Consider the following 18826-nt stretch of genomic DNA (forward strand, 5'->3'; position numbering starts at 1 on the left):
GGCGCCGGGCCCCGGGGGGGCCCCCCCCCCCCCCACCCCCGCGCCCGCCGGGCGCCCCCCCCCCGGCGGGGGGCGGCGGCGCATTCCCGGAAAACGCGCGGTTGATTGCCGAATGAGCGGCCAGTTATTCCGCGGTGAGTGAGCCGACCGGTCGTGCCATTAGCGTGTCCGGTGGGCCAAGCGGAATCCGTGAGGAAAGCGAGGACTCTCCCATGACCGCCCAGATCGACTTGCAGAACCTGGACCTGACCGACGACCCGGATGTCCAGAACGACGTTTTCCTGGCCGCGTTCAACTCGGGCCAGGGCGCCATCTTCGACAGCCTCTACCGGGACGACTCGATCTCCAACCTGTCCGGTGGGCCGTTGACCGGCCAGGCGCGCACGGACGCGATCATCGCGCTGCTGGCGACGAAGCCGAAGCTGAAGTCCAAGGTCAAGGCCAGCTACACGGCGGGCGACACCTCGCTGATCATCGTGGACTACGACCTGGAGATCACCAAGGAGGACGGCGGCAAGCAGCGCATCCTCGGCAAGTGCACCGACGTGCTGGTGCGGGGCGAGGACGGCAAGTGGGTGATGGCGGTGGACCGCCCGGTCGCCGACAGCGTCGAGGACATCGAGGGCTGAGCCGCACGCGCGGGCCGCGTCGTCCGGCGCGGTCCGCGCCCTGCTCGCGGGAAGGACGTGTGCGATGGAACTGGCACCCGAGCTGACCGGGGTGTCCCCGACCGAGATGCGCTCCACCCTCGCCCGCTTCGCCACCGGCGTCGTCGTGCTGACCGTCGGTGGCGAGCACATGCACGGGATGACCGCGAACGCGTTCAGCTCCGTGTCCCTCGACCCGCCGCTGGTGCTGTGCTGCGTGGCCCGCACGGCGACCATGCACGGCTCGATCGCCGCCGCCGGGCACTTCGCCACATCGGTGCTGCGCGGCGACCAGGAGTCCAGCGCCCGCTGGTTCGCCGACGGCGACCGGCCCGCGGGACGCGCCCAGTTCGACCGGGTGGACTGGGCGCCCGGCCCGGCCACCGGCGCGCCGGTGCTCGCCGGCTCGCTGGCGTGGCTGGAGTGCGAGCTGGTCGACGTGCACGAGGCGGGCGACCACTCGGTGTTCATCGGCCGGGTGCTCGGCGCGGGCCGGGGCGACGGGCGGGAAGGACTGGTGTTCTTCGACGGTGGCTACCGGCAGGTCGACACGAGCGAAAGGCGACGATGAGCATCTCCGAGATGGACGTGCGGCCCGCCGTGCGCCCGACGCAGCCGCCGCCGCCGCGCACCATGCGGGCGTTGCGCGACCGGCGGGACGAGCTGGCCGGCCGCATCGCGCTGGGCGACCGGGTGGCGGTGGAGCGCCAGCACCGGCTGGGCAAGCGGACCGCCCGGGAACGGCTGGAGCTGTTGCTGGACGAGGGTTCGTTCGTCGAGGTGGACATGTACCGGCGCGGCACGACCGGTGCGCACACCGACGGCGTGGTCGCGGGCTCCGGCACCGTGGACGGGCGGCGGGTGTTCGTCTACGCGCAGGACTTCACCATTTCCGGCGGCTCGCTGGGCGCGGGCCACGCCGAGAAGATCCACAAGGTGATGGACATGGCGGTGGCCACCGGGTCGCCGATCGTCGCGTTGAACGACAGCGGTGGCGCGCGCATCCAGGAAGGCGTGATGGCGCTCAACGGCTACGGCGGCATCTTCCGCCGCCAGGTCGAGGCGTCCGGCATCGTGCCGCAGATCAGCGTGGTGCTGGGGCCGTGCGCCGGTGGCGCGGCCTACTCGCCCGCGCTGGCCGACTTCACGTTCATGGTGCGGGAGACCGCTCAGATGTACCTGACCGGGCCGGACGTGGTGCAGGCGGTCAGCGGCGAGCGGGTGACGCACAACCAGCTCGGCGGCGCGGACGTGCACGGCTCGCTGTCCGGCGTGGCGTCGTTCGTGCACGACGACGAGGAGAGCTGCCTGGCCGACGTGCGGTACCTGCTGTCGTTGCTGCCGTCGAACAACCTGGAGCCGCCGCCGTCGTGCGAGCCGCCTGACGAGGACGACGACGTGCGGCCCGACCTGGCCTCCCTCGTGCCGGTGTCGCCGAACCAACCCTACGACATCCGGTCGGTGATCGGCGAGGTCGTGGACGACGGCGAGTTCCTGGAGGTGCACGAGGGCTGGGCGGCCAACGTGGTGTGCGCGTTCGCCCGGGTCGGTGGCGAGGTCGTGGGCGTGGTCGGCAACCAGCCGCTGGTGCTGGCGGGCGTGCTGGACACGGCGGCGTCGCAGAAGGCGGCCCGGTTCGTGCGGTTCTGCGACGCGTTCGCCATCCCGCTGGTGACGCTGGTGGACGTGCCGGGCTTCCTGCCGGGCACCGACCAGGAGTACGGCGGCGCGATCCGGCACGGCGCGAAGCTGCTGTACGCCTACTGCGAGGCCTCCGTGCCGCGGGTGCAGGTCATCCTGCGCAAGGCGTACGGCGGCGCGTACATCGTGATGGACTCGCGGTCGATCGGCTGCGACCTGTCGCTGGCCTGGCCGACCAACGAGATCGCGGTGATGGGCGCGGAGGCCGCCGTGAACGTCATCCACCGCAAGGAACTGGCCGCCGCCGCCGATCCGGACGAGCTGCGGCGGGTGCTGGTGGCCCGTTACGCGGACGAGCTGGCGCACCCGTACTACGCGGCCGAGCGCGGCCTGGTGGACGACGTGATCGACCCGGCGCAGACGCGGGCGGCGGTGCGGCGAGGGCTGGAAATGCTGCGCGACAAGCGTCGTCGCAGTCCGGCGCGCAAGCACGGCAACGTGCCGCTGTGACGAGCTGGACGGCTCGGGAGCCGGGCGGCGCCAGCCCTCCGGCTCCTGGGCCGGTCACCGGCCGGTGAGGTCCGGCAACGCGCGCCGTTCCGGGACGCCATCGGTGACCCACACCAAGCGGGCGTCGGTGGCGGGCGGGCGGCTGAGCAGGCGGGCGGCGCGTTCGGGCGACCGCAGCCGCATCCGCGTGCCGCCGTTGGCGAGTACGACTTCGGCGTGGTCGGGGAAGGCCAGGCCCCAGGCGGCGATGTCGGCGTCGGTGTTGTCGTGCACCTGGACGACGGCGAACAGCCGGGGCGCGTCGTCGGCCACCATCTCGGCCACGAAGGTGTCCAGGTCGGGTACGAGCTCGGTCTCGGTCATGGCGCAACGCTAGCGATTGAAATTCAGTTTGCGGCTCAAGTGGCATGGAGTCCGCTCGATGGAGTGAATGGCAGCGGGGATGCCGGGGCGGTCGGGCAGACTCCGGGTGTGATCACATCCGACCCCGGCCCGATCGTGCAGCGGATCCTGCTGGGTGCCGAGTTGCGCGACGCGCGGGAGGCCGCGGGCCTGTCCAGCGCCGACGCGGGCAAGGCCCTCGGCTGGTACTCGGGGAAGCTGTCGAAGGTCGAGCAGGGCGACCTGCAGGTCAGCGAGAAGGACCTGGCCAAGATCGTCCGGATCTACGGGATCCCCGAGTCCGCCGCTCCGGAGCTGCGGCGGTTGGCTACCGAGTCTCGCCGCAAGCTGCCACCGGCTCGGGTTCCGGAGCACTCGGTGAAGTACGTGAACCTGGAGCGCGCGGCCACCGAGTTGAAGGTCTTCAACCTCGACTGCGTGCCAGGAATCGTGCAGACCGCCCACTACGCCAGGGCGCTGCTGGAGCGGTCGGTGACCGCCTCGGCCACCGACGTCGACCGGATGGCCGAGGACCGGGCGAAGCGGCTGGAGTGGATGAAATCCGAAGGTGCGCCCCGCCTCTGGTTGGTGCTCAGCGAAGAGGCGTTGCACCGCGAGATCGGCGGGCCGGAGGTGATGCGGGCCCAGCTGGCCGAGCTCCGGGCGCTGGGGAAGCTGCCGCACGTGTGCGTTCAGGTCGTGCCGTTCGACGCCGGTGCGCACTCCTCCCATGGTGTCGCCTTCACGATCCTGACCCTGCTCGCGGGGCGGCCGGGGATCGTCTACGTCGAAGGGCTGACCGCTTCGGACTACCTGGGGCGCGAGCACGTCCGCACCTACAACCTCGCTTTCGACAGCCTGCGGGCCAACGCCTTGAGCGAGCAGCGCACGGTTGAGAAGATCAATCGGCGTATTCGCGAGCTGTCTTAGGAGCGGCCAATGTGGCGGAAGTCGTCGCGCAGTGGTGGGGCGCAGAACTGCGTCGAGGTGGCTCGGTCCGCCGAACGGGCGGCGGTGCGGGACACCAAGAGCCGGGAGTCGGGGACGTTGGTGTTCCGGCCGGGGGCGTTCCAGGCGTTCCTCAACACCCTCAAGCAGTGAGAACGGCCCACCGACCGGGGAACGCGGTCGGTGGGCCGTCGGGGACAGCCGACCCCTGGGGGTGTGGGTCAGCCGGGTAGGAGGGCGTTCGGGTTGTCGCGCAGCGCGGTGCACGCGGCGCGCAGGCCGGTGGCCAGTCGGTCGATCTGCTCGTCGGTGATGAAGACCGACGGTTCGAAGCGCAGGGTGTGGGTGGCGCTGGCGGTGGGGAAGACGCGGACGTGGTGGGCGTTGAGCAGGTAGCCCGCCAACACGTAGCCGAGGAGGCCCTGGCCGGCCAGCTCGCCCACCGGGCCCGCGGCGCCGGTCTGGTCGTGGAACTCCAGGCCCAGCATCAGCCCGCGACCGCGGACGTCGGCGACGACGGTCGGGAAGTCGGCCTGGACCGCGCGCAACGCCGACGCCAGCGCCTGGCCCCGTTCCGCCGCACGTCCGCAGGCGTCGAGCCGCTCGACCAGGTCGACCACCCGCGAACCGATGTGGCAGGAGAACGCGTCCTTGGCGAACGTCGAGCTGTGCACCAGCTCGAACTCCGGCACGTAGGCCGACTGCCGGATCAGGGTCACGGCCGCCTTGGCGATGCCGCCGCCGAGTGCCTTGGCCAGCAGCACGTAATCGCCGCGCAGCCCGACGTGCGACGACGCGAAGAACGCGCCGGTCCGCCCGATCCCGGTCTGGATCTCGTCCACCACGACCGGGAAGCCGCCCGCGTCGGCCGCGGCGCGGATGTCGGCCGCCACCTCGGCGTCGAGCACGTGGATGCCGCCCTCGCCCTGGATCGGTTCCACGAAGAACGCGGCGATCACCGGCAGGTCGCGTTCCACCAGTCGGCCGTCGCGGACGTCGAGCAGCGTGACGCGGCACGCCTCGACCTCCTTGGCGACCTCGCCGCCCGCCACGAACCGCGCCTGCGCGGCCAGCGCCCGGAACGGCAGCCGGTAACCGGCGTTGTGGGTGAGCTGCACGCTGCCCGCCAGCTTGCCGTGGAACGACCCTTCGAGCGTCAGGAACACCGGCGGCGCGTCGTACCGGCCCTCGTTGTGCTCGCGGACCCGTTCGGCCAGGTCGGCGGGCGCGTCGGCCAGATGCGCCTCGATCTCGTCGCGCAGCGCCGCGACCCGCGCGCCGCGGGCCATCTCGGCGTGCTTCAACGCGATCTCGACGGCTTCCGCGCCGGTGCTGGCGAAGATCGCCGAGTACGGCTCGTCGGTGCCGAACTCCCGCCACAGCACGCGGTTCAGCGCGAGGGCCAGGTCGTTGGCGTAGGGGTGGTCGGAGAACTGCGCGTGCACGGGGACCTGCCGGTCCAGCAGGTCCCGGGCGCACCGCACGACCTCCGGGTGGTTGTGGCCCAGCACCAGCGAGCCGTAACCGCCGACGAAGTCCACCACCGGCACCTCGTCGCCGGACGGCCGGCGCCACCACAGCGTGTCCGCTTCGCCGCGCACGTACTCGGCGTCCAGCCCCAGCTGGGACAACAGGCCGCCCAGGTGCGCCTCGGCCAGTCGCGGCTCCATGTCAGTTGTCGCCGAACGGGTTGTCGATGGCGTAGCGCCACTTGCCGTCCGGGCCCCTGCGCAGCACGTCCAGGCCCGTGCCGGACAGCGGCTCCTCGCCCTCGATGTCGAACGACCAGTCGACCACCAGCAGCGCGGTGTCGCCGGTCACGTACGACTCCTTGAGCTCGGCGCGCATCGCCGGGCGCTTGGCCATGAACTCCTTCACGGCCTGCTCGTGCTCGGCGCCGCTGATGGGGTTCTCGGGGGCCCACACCGACACGGCGTCCTCGGTGTAGAGCGACAGGACGGCGTCGACGTCGCCCGAGTTCATCGCCCGGACGTACAGCGCGGTCATCTTGGTGGCGTCCTCGGGCAACGCGAAGTTCGTGGTCATGGGGACCAGTCCCTTTCTGGGTTTGGCCGGTTCTGGGTCGGGCCGGAATGACGGCACCGACGTTAACCAGGACTCGGTCACGCGCCGGTAATTCGCCGGCCGGAGAACGCCCGACGACCGTTTCGTGACTGCGCGGGCGCAATTCGTCGGTAGAACCGGAGATCGGAAAACCATCCCGCTCGCGAAGGGCTTGTCGATGACGAACCTGGACGACACGGTCGCGGTGGTCGGTGTGTCCTGCCGGCTGCCCGGTGCGACCGACCCGGCCGCGTTCTGGCGGCTGCTGCGCGACGGCCGGGACGCGGTGACCGAGGTGCCCGCGGACCGGTGGGAGACCCTGTCCCCGGAGACCAAGGCGGTGCGCGGCGCGCGGTACGGCGCGTTCCTGGACCGGGTCGGCTACTTCGACGCCGGGTTCTTCGGCATCTCACCGCGCGAGGCCGCCGCGACCGACCCGCAGCAGCGGCTGGTGCTGGAGCTGGCGTGGGAGGCGCTGGAGGACGCCGGGATCGTGCCCGGCTCGCTGGCGGGCACGGCGGCGTCGGTGTTCGTCGGCTCGTTGCGCGACGACTACGCCGGTCTGGTGCTCGGGCGCGGCGCGATCACGCAGCACACCAACACCGGCACGCACCGGGGCATCATCGCCAACCGCGTGTCCTACGCGTTGGACCTGCGCGGTCCCAGCGTCGTGGTGGACACCGCGCAGTCGTCGTCGCTGGTCGCGGTGCACCTCGCGGCGGAGAGCGTGCGCAACGGCGAGTCGCCGCTGGCCTTGGCGGCGGGTGTGAACCTGAACATCCTCGCCGAGGGCGCGCTGGGCGCGGACAAGTTCGGCGGGCTGTCGCCGGACGGCCGGTGCTTCACCTTCGACGCGCGGGCCAACGGGTACGTGCGCGGCGAGGGCGCGGCAGTGCTGGTGCTCAAGCCGCTGCGCGCCGCCCTGGCCGACGGTGACGACGTGTACGCGGTGATCCGGGGCAGCGCGGTCAACAACGACGGCGCGACACCGGGTCTGACCGTGCCGCAGCCCGCGGCGCAGGCGGCGGTGGTGCGGGCGGCGCAGCGGCGGGCCGGGGTGGACGCCGGGGCGGTGCAGTACGTGGAGCTGCACGGCACCGGCACGCCGGTCGGAGACCCGATCGAGGCGGCGGGGCTGGGCGAGGCGTTCGCCGGTCGGGCCGAGCCGCTGCCGGTGGGGTCGGTGAAGACGAACATCGGGCACCTGGAGGGCGCGGCGGGCATCGTCGGCCTGCTGAAGTCGGTGCTGGCCATCCGGCACCGCGAGCTGCCCGCGAGCCTGAACTTCCGCTCGCCCAACCCGGAGCTGCGGCTGGACGAGCACAACCTGACCGTCCAAACGGGACGTTCCGCTTGGCCGCACCCGGACCGGCCGCTGGTGGCGGGGGTGAGCTCGTTCGGCATGGGCGGCACGAACTGCCACGTGGTGGTCGCCGAACCGCCCGCGCCGGCGCCGAACGTGATCGAGCCGGCCACCGCGACCGCCGACGGGTTCGCGGTGGTGCCGGTCTCCGGGCGCACGCCCGAGGCGTTGCGGGCGCACGCGGCCCTCATGCGGGCCACCGAAGGCGAACCACGCGACCTCGGCTGGTCACTCGCCACCACGCGCACGTCGTTCGAGCACCGGGCCGTGGTGATCGCGTCCGACCGCGCCTCCCTCGACACCGGCCTGGACGCCGTCGCGGCGGGCGTGCCCGCGCCCAACGTCGTCAGCGGCACGGTCGCGGACGGCACGCTCGGCGTCGTCTTCACGGGTCAGGGCGCGCAGCGCGCCGGCATGGGCGCCGAGCTGCACCGCGCGTTCCCGGTGTTCGCCGAGGCGTTCGACGAGGTCTGCGCGCACCTCGACCCCGGCCTGCGCGACGTCGTCACCTCGGGCGAGGGCCTCGACGACACCGCCTGGACCCAGCCCGCCCTGTTCGCGGTCGAGGTGGCCGCGTACCGGCTGGCCGAGTCGTGGGGCCTCACGCCGCAGGTCGTGCTGGGCCACTCCATCGGCGAGATCGCGGCCGCCCACGTGGCCGGGATCCTCTCCCTGCCCGACGCCTGCGCCCTGGTGAGCGCGCGCGGCAGGTTGATGGGCGCGTTGCCGGCCGGTGGCGCGATGGTCGCGGTGGAGGCGGCCGAGGACGAGCTGGACCTCCCGGACGGCGTCGCGCTCGCGGCGGTCAACGGTCCGCGCGCGGTCGTGCTGTCGGGGCCTGAGGACGCCGTCCTGGCCTACGCGAAGACGTTGAGCCACCGCACGAAGCAGCTCACCGTGAGCCACGCGTTCCACTCGCCGCTGATGGACCCGATGCTGGACGAGTTCCGCGACGTGGTGCGCGGCCTCACGTTCCACCAGCCGGTCATCCCGGTGGTGTCGACCGTGCGCCCCGACGCCGACCTCACCGACCCCGAGCACTGGGTCCGCCAGGTCCGCGAGCCGGTCCGGTTCCTCCAGGCCGTGCGCGCGCTGGACGTCACCACGCTCGTCGAGGCCGGGCCGGACGGCGTGTGCTCGGCGATGGCGGCCGACGCGGGCGTGCGCGCGTTCCCGATGATGCGCAAGGGCCACGACGAGGTGACCACGGCGCTGACCGCGTTCGCCGCCGCCCACACGCGGGGCGTGCCCGTCGACTGGTCCGCCCTGCACCTCGGGCGGCGGGTGAAGCTGCCCACCTACCCGTTCCAGCGCGAACGGCACTGGCTGGACGAGGAGGCCGCGCCGGTCCGGGTCGAACGGTCGGCGGACGTCGCGCACCTGGTGCTGCACCACGTCGCCGCCGTGCTCGGCGCGGACCCCGGCAAGGTCGACCCGCGCCGCCCGTTCCGCGACCTGGGGTTCGACTCGCTGATGGGCGTGGAGCTGCGGGAGAACCTGGCCGCCGCGACCGGCCGCGCCCTGCCCACCGGCCTGCTGTTCGACCACCCCACGCCGCAGGCCTTGATCTCCTACCTGCACGAGGACGAGGTCACCGAGGAGGTGTTCGAGCAGCGCGAGCAGCACGACGAGCCGATCGCGATCGTCGGCATGGCGTGCCGCTTCCCGGGCGGCGTGGAGTCGCCGGAGGACCTGTGGCGGCTGGTCGCCGAGGGCCGGGACGCGATCGGGGAGTTCCCGACCGACCGCGGCTGGTCGGGCGACCTCTACCACCCCGACCCGGACCGCTCGGGCACCAGCTACGTGCGGGAGGGCGGCTTCCTGGCCGGCGCGGGCGAGTTCGACCCGGCGTTCTTCGGCATCTCGCCGCGCGAGGCGCTGGCCATGGACCCGCAGCAGCGGTTGCTGCTCCAGACCGCGTGGGAGGCCGTCGAACGGGCGGGCGTCGACCCGGAGTCGTTGCGCGGCAGCCGGACCGGCGTGTTCGTCGGCGGCACGGCGGCCGACTACGGGCCCCGCATGCACGAGGCGTCCGACCAGGCCGAGGGGCACGTGCTGACCGGCGCGACGCCGAGCGTGATGTCGGGCCGCATCGCCTACCAGCTCGGGCTCATCGGACCCGCGCTCACCGTGGACACGGCCTGCTCGTCGTCCCTGGTGGCCCTGCACCTCGCGGTGCGGTCGCTGCGCAGCGGCGAGTCCAGCGCGGCCATCGCGGGTGGCGTCACGGTCATGGCCACACCCGGCATGTTCCTGGAGTTCTCCCGCCAGCACGGCCTCGCCGCCGACGCGCGGTGCAAGTCGTTCTCCGCCGACGCGGACGGCACGGCGTGGGCCGAGGGCGTCGGCGTGGTGATGCTGGAACGGCTGTCCGACGCCCGCCGCAACGGGCGCCGGGTGCTCGCCGTCATCCGGGGCAGCGCGATCAACTCCGACGGCGCGTCCAACGGCCTCACCGCGCCCAACGGCCGGTCCCAGCAGCGCGTGATCCGGCAGGCGCTGGCCGACGCCGGGCTGGAGCCGTCCGAGGTGGATGTGGTGGAGGCGCACGGCACCGGCACGTCGTTGGGCGATCCCATCGAGGCCGAGGCCATCCTCGCCACCTACGGCCGCGACCGCGACGAACCGCTGTGGCTGGGCTCGCTCAAGTCCAACATCGGCCACGCGCAGGCGGCGGCCGGCGTCGGTGGCGTGATCAAGCTGGTGGAGGCGATGCGGCACGGCGTCATGCCGCGCACCCTGCACGTCGGCGAGCCCACCCCGAAGGTCGACTGGACGTCGGGCAAGGTCGAGCTGCTGGCCGACGCGCGCGAGTGGCCCGCGCCCCGCCGGGCGGGCATCTCGTCGTTCGGCATCAGCGGCACCAACGCGCACCTGGTGCTGGAGCAGGGCGACGTGCACGAGCCGACGCGCGCCGAGGTAGCCACGCCCGTGCCGTGGGTGTTCAGCGGCCGGGACGCCGAGGCCGCCGTCGCCGGCCTGGACCGGGTCCGCGGTCGGACCGACGTCGCCGAGGTGGCCCGCGCGCTGGCCGGACGCACGCGCTTCGACCACCGGGCCGTCCTGGTCGGCGTCACGCCCGAGGACTTCTCCGGCGCCGCGCCGGCCACCGGTCGTGCGGTCCCCGACGGCCGCACGGCGGTGCTGTTCACCGGGCAGGGCGCGCAGCGCGCGGGCATGGGACGTGAGCTGTACGAGACGTTCCCGGTGTTCGCCCGCGCCCTGGACGAGGTCGTGGACGCCTTCGCGCCGCACCTGGACGTGCCGCTCAAGGACCTGATGTTCGGCGACCGCCCGGAGCTGCACGAGACCCGCTGCACCCAGCCCGCCCTGTTCGCCTTCGAGACCGCCCTGTTCCGGCTGGCCGAGCACCACGGCCTCACCCCGGACCTGGTGGCCGGGCACTCCATCGGCGAGCTGGTCGCCGCCCACGTCGCCGGGATCCTCACGCTCGACGACGCGGCCAAGCTGGTCGCCGCGCGCGGCCGGCTCATGCAGTCGGCCCGCGGCGGCGGAGTGATGATCTCAGTGCAGGCCGGGGAGGACGACCTCGGCGAGCTGCCCGACGGGGTGGCGCTCGCGGCCGTCAACAGCCTGACCTCGCTGGTGCTGGCGGGTGACGAGGACGCCGTCACGGCGTTCGCGAGCCGGTTCCCGCGCGCCCGCAAGCTCCAGGTCAGCCACGCGTTCCACTCGCCGCACATGGACGACGTGCTGGACGAGTTCCGCTCGATCGCCGCGACCGTCACCCACCACGAGCCGCGGATCCCGGTGATCTCCACGGTGACCGGCGAGCCGCTGGTCCCCGACGCCGACCACTGGACGCGCCAGATCCGCGGCACGGTCCGCTTCCTGGACGCCGTGCGCGGCCTGGAGCGGCACGGCGCGACGGTGTTCGTGGAGGTCGGCCCGGACGCGGTGCTCGCGCCGCTCGCGCAGGCCGCCGGCGTCACGGCGGTGTCGCTGGGACGCGCCGGCCGGCCCGAGCCGGTGACGGCGGTGTGGGGCATGGCGCACGCCCACGCCCACGGCGCGCCTCTGGACGTGGCGTCGTTCGTGCCCGGCGCGGACCGCGCCGACGACGTGCCGACCTACCCGTTCCGCCGCGACCACTACTGGCTCACCGACCGGCCCCGCGCCACCGGCCTGGTCACCACGGTGGTGGAGCTGGCCGAGCGGGACGAGGTCGTGCTCACCGGCGAGGTGTCGTTGACCGCGCAGCCGTGGCTGGCCGGTCACGTGGTCAACGGCTCGGTGCTGGTGCCGGGCACGGCGTTCCTGGAGCTGGCGCTGGCGGCGGGGGAGCGGGTCGGCCTGCCGCGCGTCGAGGACCTGACCCTGGAAGCGCCGCTGGTCGTGCCGGCGACCGGGTCGGTGTCGGTGCAGGTCACCGTGCGGGAGGGCCGGTTCACCGTGCACTCGCGCCAGGACACCTGGCAGCGGCACGCCTCCGGCACGCTCACCGAGGCCGCCACGCAGGCCGAGTCGTTCCCGTGGCCCCCGGAGGTCGACGAAGAGCCGATCGACGACGCCTACGACCGCCTGGCGGCTCTCGGCTACGACTACGGCGACCCGTTCCGCGGCCTGCGGGCGATGTGGCGTGACGGCGACACGGTCTACGCCGAGGTCGCGATCACCGCGCCGGTCAAGGGCTTCGCGGTCCACCCGGCGCTGCTGGACGCCGTGCTGCACCCGCTCGTGCTCGAACCGGCCGGCGAAGGTCGGATCAGGCTGCCGTTCGCGTGGAGCGGGGTGGAGCTGAAGGCGGCCGGCGCGACCGGGCTGCGCGTCCGCATCACGCCCGACGGCGCCGACACCTTCGCCGTGGACGTCGCCGACCCGGCGGGCGTGCCGCTGGGCCGCATCGACGGCATCACGTTGCGCGCCGTCGCCAAGGACGCCCTCGCGGGCAGCTCCACGTTCGCGGTGACCTGGACCGAGGTCGCGGCGGACGAGCCGGTGGGCGACCTGGTGGTCGTGCCGCCGGCCGGGACCGACGACCCGCGCGCGGCCGTGCGCCGGGCGTTGGGGCTGGTGAAGGACTGGCTCGCGGAGGAGCACGACCCGGGCGACCGGCTGGTGTTCCACACCCGGCGGGCGGTCGCGGCCCAGCCGGGCGAGCCGGTGGACGACCTGGCCAACGCCGCCGTGTGGGGTCTGGTGCGGGTGGTGCAGTCCGAGCACCCGGACCGCGTGGTCGTGGTGGACGCCGAGGACGCCGACGCGGTGCCCGCCGCCGTCGCGACCGGTGAGCCGCAGGTCGCCGTGCGGGACGGCCGGTTCCTCGTGCCGCGCCTGACCCGGACCGAGCTGGGCGAGCCCGTGCGGCTGCACGGCACCGTGCTCGTCACCGGTGGCACGGGCGGGCTCGGCGCGTTGGTCGCCCGGCACCTGCACGACCAGCACGGCGTGCGCGACCTGCTGCTGGTCGGCAGGCGCGGGCTGGACGCGCCCGGCGCGCGGGAACTGGCCGAGGAGCTGGGCGCGCGGGTGGCGGCCGTCGACGTGGCCGACCGCGAGGCGTTGGCCGAGCTGCTGGCCGGTGAGCGGATCACCGCCGTCGTCCACGCCGCCGGCGTGCTGGACGACGCGACCACCACGGCGTTGACCGACGAGCAGGTGGACCGGGTCCTCGCACCCAAGGCGCTCGCGGCCCGCCACCTGCACGAGCTGGCAGGCGACGTCGAGGCGTTCGTGCTGTTCTCGTCGATCTCCGGTGTGCTCGGCACGGCGGGCCAGGGCAACTACGCCGCCGCCAACACCTACCTGGACGCCCTGGCCGCGCACCGCCGCGCGCGGGGCCTGCCCGCGGTGTCGCTGGCGTGGGGTCTGTGGGACGCCGGCATGGGGGAGAGGCTGGGTGAGGCCGACCTGGCGCGCTGGGCACGTGCCGGTGTCGCGCCGCTCGACCCGAAGCGCGGCCTGGCGCTGTTCGACCGCGCGCTCGCGGGTGACGCGGGCCTGCTCGTCCCGGCCGCGCTGGAGCCGTCCCGAGTGGACGGTGACGTGCCGCCGCCGTTGCGCGGCCTGGTGAAGCGGCGTGCCGCCAAGGCCGTGGCGGCCACGTTGACCGAGGCGAACGCGCTGGACCTGGTGCGCTCGCTGGCCGCCGCCGCGCTCGGCCACGCCGACGGCGCCGCGGTCGACCCGGAGAAGGCGTTCCGGGACCAGGGCTTCGACTCGCTTGCGGGCGTCGACCTGCGCAACCGGCTGATCGCGGCCACCGGGCGCAAGCTGCCCACGACGCTGGTCTTCGACCACCCCACGCCGACCGCGCTGGCCGCGTACCTGGTGGCGGGCAACCGGAAGGCCGAGCGGAAGGTCTCGGCCCGCGCCGACGAGCCGATCGCGATCGTCGGCATGGCGTGCCGCTTCCCGGGCGGGGTGCGGTCGCCGGAGGATTTGTGGCGGCTGGTCGACGAGGGCCGGGACGCGATCTCGGAGTTCCCGACCAACCGGGGCTGGGACGTCGACGCGCTGTACGACCCGGACCCGGAGAAGCTCGGCACCACCTACACCCGGCACGGGGGGTTCCTGCACGACGCCGACCTGTTCGACGCGGGCTTCTTCGGCATGTCGCCGCGCGAGGCGCTGGCGACCGACCCGCAGCAGCGGCTGCTGCTGGAGACGGCCTGGGAGGCGTTCGAGGACGCGGGCATCGACCCGACGACCCTGCGCGGCAGCCGGTCCGGCGTGTTCACCGGCGTGATGTACGACGACTACGCCTCACGCCTGCCCGAGACGCCCGACGAGGTCGAGGGCTTCCTGCTGGCGGGCAACACCTCCAGCGTCATCTCCGGGCGGCTCGCCTACACCTACGGCTTGGAGGGCCCGGCGATCACGGTCGACACGGCCTGCTCGTCGTCGTTGGTGGCGCTGCACCTGGCGGCCCAGGCGCTGCGCAACGGCGAGTGCGACCTGGCCCTGGCGGGCGGCGTCACGGTGATGGCCGGGCCGAGCACGTTCGTCGAGTTCTCCCGCCAGCGCGGGCTGTCGGCGGACGGCCGCTGCAAGTCGTTCTCGGCCGACGCCGACGGCACCGGCTGGTCGGAGGGCGTCGGCCTGCTGGTGGTCGAGCGGCTCTCCGACGCGCGCGAGCGCGGCCACCGCGTGCTGGCGGTCGTGCGCGGCTCGGCGGTGAACTCCGACGGCGCGTCCAACGGCCTCACCGCGCCCAACGGGCCGTCCCAGGAACGGGTGATCCAGGCGGCGCTCTCGGCCGCCCGGCTGACCCCGGCGGACGTCGACCTGGTCGAGGCGCACGGCACCGGGACGAAGCTCGGGGACCCGATCGAGGCGCAGGCGCTGCTGGCCACCTACGGTCAGGACCGCGAGGAACCGCTGTGGCTGGGGTCGCTGAAGTCCAACATCGGCCACGCGCAGGCGGCGGCCGGTGTCGGCGGGATCATCAAGGTGGTGCAGGCGATGCGGCACGGCGTGATGCCGCGCACCCTGCACGTCGGCGAGCCGTCCCCGCACGTCGACTGGTCGTCCGGCGCGGTCGAACTGCTGACCGAGCCCCGTGAGTGGCGAGCCGGCCGTCCGCGTCGCGCGGCGGTGTCGTCGTTCGGCATCAGCGGCACCAACGCGCACGTCGTGCTCGAACAGGGCCCGGAGCCCGCGCCGGCCGACCGCGCCACGCCCGAGGTGGTGCCTTGGGTGCTGTCGGCCCGGGACGACGAGGCGTTGCGCGCCCAGGCCGCGGCCCTGCACGCCCACCTCGCAGAGCACCCCGACCTGGACCCGGCCGACGTCGGCCTGACCCTGTCCCGCCGGGCGCTGCTCGACCGCCGCGCGGTCGTCGTCGGCCGGGACGCCCTGCTCGGCGACCTCGCCATCGGTGACGGGGAGGGCCGCGGCAAGACCGCGTTCCTGTTCACCGGCCAGGGCAGCCAGCGGGTCGGCATGGGACGGGAGCTGTACGAGACCTCGCCGGTGTTCCGGCAGGCGCTGGACGAGGTCTGCGCGCACCTGGACCCGGTGCTGGACCGCCCGCTCAAGGCGGTGCTGTTCGCCGAACCCGACTCGGCGGACTCGGCGCTGCTCGGGCAGACCGCGTTCACGCAGGCCGCGCTGTTCGCCGTCGAGGTCGCGCTCTACCGGTTCGTCGAGCACCACGGCGTGCGCCCGGACTACCTGTTCGGCCACTCGGTCGGCGAGGTGGCCGCCGCGCACGTCGCCGGTGTCCTCGACCTGGCCGACGCCTGCACGCTGGTCGCCGCGCGCGGCCGGGCCATGCAGTCCGCGCGGGACGACGGCGCGATGGCGGCGATCGAAGCCACCGAGGACGAGGTGCGGTCGTCGCTGCACGGCGTGCTGGCGGTGGCCGCGCTGAACGCGCCCCGCTCGACCGTCGTGTCCGGTGACGAGGCGGCGGTGGCGCGGGCGGTCGCGGAGTGGTCGGCCAAGGGCCGCCGCACGCGCCGGTTGCCGGTCAGCCACGCGTTCCACTCGCCCCACATGGACGAGGTGCTGGACGCGTTCCGCGCCGACCTGGCCGACGTGGTGTTCCGCGAGCCGTCGATCACCGTGGTCTCGGACGTCACGGGCGAGGTCGCGACCGTCGAGCAGCTGCGGTCGCCGGAGTACTGGGTTCGCCACATCCGGGAGGCCGTGCGCTTCCTGGACGGCGTGCGCACGCTGGAACGGCTCGGCGTGACGGAGTTCGTGGAGCTCGGACCGGACGGCGTGCTGACCGCGTTGGCCCGGCAGTGCCTGGAGCGGGAACCGGGCTCGGCGGTGACGGTGCTGCGCGCGGGCCGGCCGGAGCTCGACCACGCGCTGTCGGCGTTGGGCGTCCTGCACACCCGCGGCATCCCGGTGACGTGGGACTTCGGTGACGCACGGCCGGTGACGCTGCCGGGCTATCAGTTCCGGGGACGTCGGTTCTGGCTGGACGCGCCCCGCTCCACGCGCTCGGCCGGCGAGTTGGGGCTGTCCGACCCCCGGCACCCGTTGCTCGGCGCGGCGGTCGAGCTGAGCGGTGGCGACACCGTCGTGCTCACCGGACGGGTGTCGGCCGGTGGTTGGCTCGCCGACCACCGGGTGCGGGACGACGTGCTGCTGCCCGGCACGGCGCTCGCCGAGATGGCGCTCGCCGCCGGCGCCTACACGGGGTTCCCGCACCTGGCCGAGCTGACGTTGTCCGCGCCGTTGGTGCTCGGCAGCGCGCAGGTGCAGGTCACCGTCGGTGCGCCGGAGGGCGGTCGTCGTCCCGTCACGATCCACTCCCGTCCGGATGCCGACTCGCCGTGGGAGCAGCACGCGGCCGGCGCGCTGACGGAGGACGTTCCCGCGGCCGGTGAGTTCTCCTGGCCCGCCGATGCCGAGGCGGTGGACCTCGACGGTGTCTACGAGCGGTTGGCGCCGCACGGCTACCACTACGGGCCGGCGTTCCAAGGGCTGAAGGCGTTGTGGCGGTCGGGTGACGACCTGTTCGCCGAGCTGGTCCCGCAGGAGGGCGACGGGTTCCTGGTGCACCCGGCGGTGCTCGACGCAGCCCTGCACTCGTTGCTGCCCGGGGTGGCGGACGACGACGCGCAGTCCGTGCTGCCGTTCGCGTGGAGCGGGGTGACGGTGCACTCCACCGCGCCCGCCGTCCGCGCGCGGGTGACCCGGACCGGGGCGTCGGTGGCGCTGGTGCTGGCGGACGCGGCGGGCCGGCCGGTGTTGACGGTGGACGAGCTGGCGTTGCGGCCGTTGGGCGGCCGGGTGGCCCGGGACGGGCTGCACGCGCTGACCTGGCGGCCCGTGACCGTGCCCGGTGACCTGCCGCCGCACGGCCTGACCGTGCACCGGGTGCCGGAGCTGGACGCGCGTGAGGCGGTCCACCACACGCTCGACGTGCTGCGCCGGGCGGACCGGCCGCTCGCGGTCGTGGTGCGGGACGGGCTGGAGCACGCGGCCGTGCGAGGTCTGGTGCGCAGCGCGCAGGCCGAGCAACCCGGCCGGTTCAGGCTGGTCACCGCGGATGCCGACGACCTGGTGGACACGGCGTTGCGGTTGGGCGAACCCGAGGTCGCGGTACGCGGCGGGGAGGTGTTGGTGCCCCGCCTGGCCCGCACTCCGTCGGCCGACCGCCCGGTGGACTGGGGCGCCGGGCCGGTGCTGATCACCGGCGCGACCGGCGCGTTGGGCGCGGTCCTGGCCCGGCACCTGGTCACGACCCACGGCGTGGCGGAACTGGTGCTGCTGAGCCGGCGCGGTCCGGACGCGCCGGGCGCGGACCGGCTGGTCTCCGAACTGGACGCGAAGGTGCACCTGGTGGCGTGCGACTCGGCCGACCGGGACGCGCTGGCGGCGGTGGTGGAGCAGTACCGGCCGACGGCCGTCGTGCACACGGCGGGCGTGGTCGACGACGGCACGCTCACCGGGCTCACCTCCGAGCAGGTGGACCGGGTGCTGCGGCCCAAGGTCGACGCCGCCTGGCACCTGCACGAGCTGGCCGGTGACGTGTCGGCGTTCGTGCTGTACTCGTCGGTCGCGGGCCTGCTCGGCACCGCGGGCCAGGCCAACTACGCGGCGGGCAACAGCTACCTGGACGCGCTGGCCGAGCACCGGCACGCGTTGGGCCTGCCCGCGACGTCCCTGGCCTGGGGCCTGTGGGAGACCGAGAGCGAGCTGTCCGGCGGTCTGTCCGAAGTGGACCTGCGGCGGCTGGCCCGGTCCGGTCTGTCGCCGTTGGGCGCGGACGAGGCGATGGAGCTGTTCGACGCGGCCCTGGCGCACGGCGCGCCGGTGCTCGCCGTGACCCGGTTCGACCAGGCGGCGTTGCGGGGTCGGGACGACCTGCCCGCCGTGCTGCGGGACGTGGTCCGCGCCCGCAAGGCCTCGCGGGCCGCGGCGGCTGCCGACGTGGCGGACCTGGACCTGCCGGCGGTGGTGCGGACGCAGGTGGCGGCCGTGCTCGGGCACGACGACCCGGACGCGATCGACACCCGGCGGGCGTTCACCGAGCTGGGCTTCGACTCGTTGACGGCGGTCGAGCTGCGCAACCGGCTCGGCGCGGCCACCGGGCTGACGCTGGCGACCACGGTGGTGTTCGACCACCCGAGCCCGGAGGCGTTGGCCGAGCACCTGCGGTCGCTGGTGTCGGCCGACGAGGAATCGCTGGTGGACCGCCTGGAAGCGGCGGTGCGCGCGGGCGAGCTGGACGACACCGCGCTGGACCGGCTGCGCACCCTGCTCGGCGCGGGCACCGCACTGGACACCGACCTCGACTCCGCTGACGACGACGCGTTGTTCGCGCTGGTCGACGAGCTGGACTAGGAGA

At 73.9% G+C, this 18826-nt stretch carries 9 protein-coding genes; 6 read left to right on the forward strand and 3 right to left on the reverse strand.

What is annotated here, in order from left to right:
* The first annotated feature begins 212 nt into the window (after positions 1-212).
* The 3 genes from LNK82_RS03065 (at position 213) to LNK82_RS03075 (ending at position 2798) form a co-directional block, all read left to right on the forward strand.
* Positions 213-629 carry a YybH family protein gene (locus LNK82_RS03065; protein ID WP_230565362.1) on the forward strand — a complete coding sequence of 139 codons (417 nt, stop codon included), beginning with the start codon at positions 213-215 and terminating at the stop codon, positions 627-629.
* Between the two features lie 64 nt (positions 630-693).
* On the forward strand, positions 694-1218 hold the full coding sequence (locus tag LNK82_RS03070) for a flavin reductase family protein (protein WP_230565363.1): 525 nt from the start codon (positions 694-696) through the stop codon (positions 1216-1218).
* An 11-nt stretch (positions 1219-1229) separates the two neighbouring features.
* Positions 1230-2798 carry an acyl-CoA carboxylase subunit beta gene (locus LNK82_RS03075; protein ID WP_230565436.1) on the forward strand — a complete coding sequence of 523 codons (1569 nt, stop codon included), beginning with the start codon at positions 1230-1232 and terminating at the stop codon, positions 2796-2798.
* 54 nt (positions 2799-2852) lie between these two features.
* On the opposite strand, the gene LNK82_RS03080 is transcribed toward LNK82_RS03075, so the two are convergent.
* On the reverse strand, positions 2853-3161 hold the full coding sequence (locus LNK82_RS03080; RefSeq protein ID WP_230565364.1) for a hypothetical protein: 309 nt from the start codon (positions 3159-3161) through the stop codon (positions 2853-2855).
* 108 nt (positions 3162-3269) lie between these two features.
* Here LNK82_RS03080 and LNK82_RS03085 point away from each other — a divergent pair, with 108 nt between their 5' ends.
* Together LNK82_RS03085 and LNK82_RS03090 are read left to right on the forward strand one after the other, a co-directional pair.
* Complete coding sequence (locus LNK82_RS03085) at positions 3270-4109, forward strand: helix-turn-helix domain-containing protein (protein WP_230565365.1); 840 nt, start codon at positions 3270-3272, stop codon at positions 4107-4109.
* A 9-nt stretch (positions 4110-4118) separates the two neighbouring features.
* Positions 4119-4280 carry a DUF397 domain-containing protein gene (locus tag LNK82_RS03090; RefSeq protein ID WP_230565366.1) on the forward strand — a complete coding sequence of 54 codons (162 nt, stop codon included), beginning with the start codon at positions 4119-4121 and terminating at the stop codon, positions 4278-4280.
* A gap of 68 nt (positions 4281-4348) precedes the next feature.
* Here LNK82_RS03090 and LNK82_RS03095 read toward each other — a convergent pair whose 3' ends face one another.
* The gene (locus tag LNK82_RS03095; protein ID WP_230565367.1) at positions 4349-5797 is read right to left on the reverse strand and encodes an aspartate aminotransferase family protein; all 1449 of its coding nucleotides are present in this window, start codon (positions 5795-5797) and stop codon (positions 4349-4351) included.
* Between the two features lies 1 nt (position 5798).
* Complete coding sequence (locus LNK82_RS03100) at positions 5799-6173, reverse strand: YybH family protein (RefSeq protein WP_230565368.1); 375 nt, start codon at positions 6171-6173, stop codon at positions 5799-5801.
* Between the two features lie 196 nt (positions 6174-6369).
* On the opposite strand from LNK82_RS03100, the gene LNK82_RS03115 reads away from it, so the two are divergent.
* Positions 6370-18822: an SDR family NAD(P)-dependent oxidoreductase gene (locus LNK82_RS03115; RefSeq protein WP_308257145.1), complete on the forward strand. Its 12453-nt coding sequence runs from the start codon at positions 6370-6372 to the stop codon at positions 18820-18822.
* Positions 18823-18826: the final 4 nt, after the last annotated feature.

Source organism: Saccharothrix luteola, from assembly GCF_020859565.1.
Classification (GTDB): domain Bacteria; phylum Actinomycetota; class Actinomycetes; order Mycobacteriales; family Pseudonocardiaceae; genus Actinosynnema; species Actinosynnema luteola.

Coding starts and splice junctions, on each gene's coding strand:
- LNK82_RS03115 (WP_308257145.1), top strand. CDS start 6,370: ATGACGAACCTGGACGACACGGTCGCGGTGGTCGGTGTGTCCTGCCGG.
- LNK82_RS03070 (WP_230565363.1), top strand. CDS start 694: ATGGAACTGGCACCCGAGCTGACCGGGGTGTCCCCGACCGAGATGCGC.
- LNK82_RS03065 (WP_230565362.1), top strand. CDS start 213: ATGACCGCCCAGATCGACTTGCAGAACCTGGACCTGACCGACGACCCG.
- LNK82_RS03080 (WP_230565364.1), bottom strand. CDS start 3,161: ATGACCGAGACCGAGCTCGTACCCGACCTGGACACCTTCGTGGCCGAG.
- LNK82_RS03090 (WP_230565366.1), top strand. CDS start 4,119: ATGTGGCGGAAGTCGTCGCGCAGTGGTGGGGCGCAGAACTGCGTCGAG.
- LNK82_RS03095 (WP_230565367.1), bottom strand. CDS start 5,797: ATGGAGCCGCGACTGGCCGAGGCGCACCTGGGCGGCCTGTTGTCCCAG.
- LNK82_RS03075 (WP_230565436.1), top strand. CDS start 1,230: ATGGACGTGCGGCCCGCCGTGCGCCCGACGCAGCCGCCGCCGCCGCGC.
- LNK82_RS03100 (WP_230565368.1), bottom strand. CDS start 6,173: ATGACCACGAACTTCGCGTTGCCCGAGGACGCCACCAAGATGACCGCG.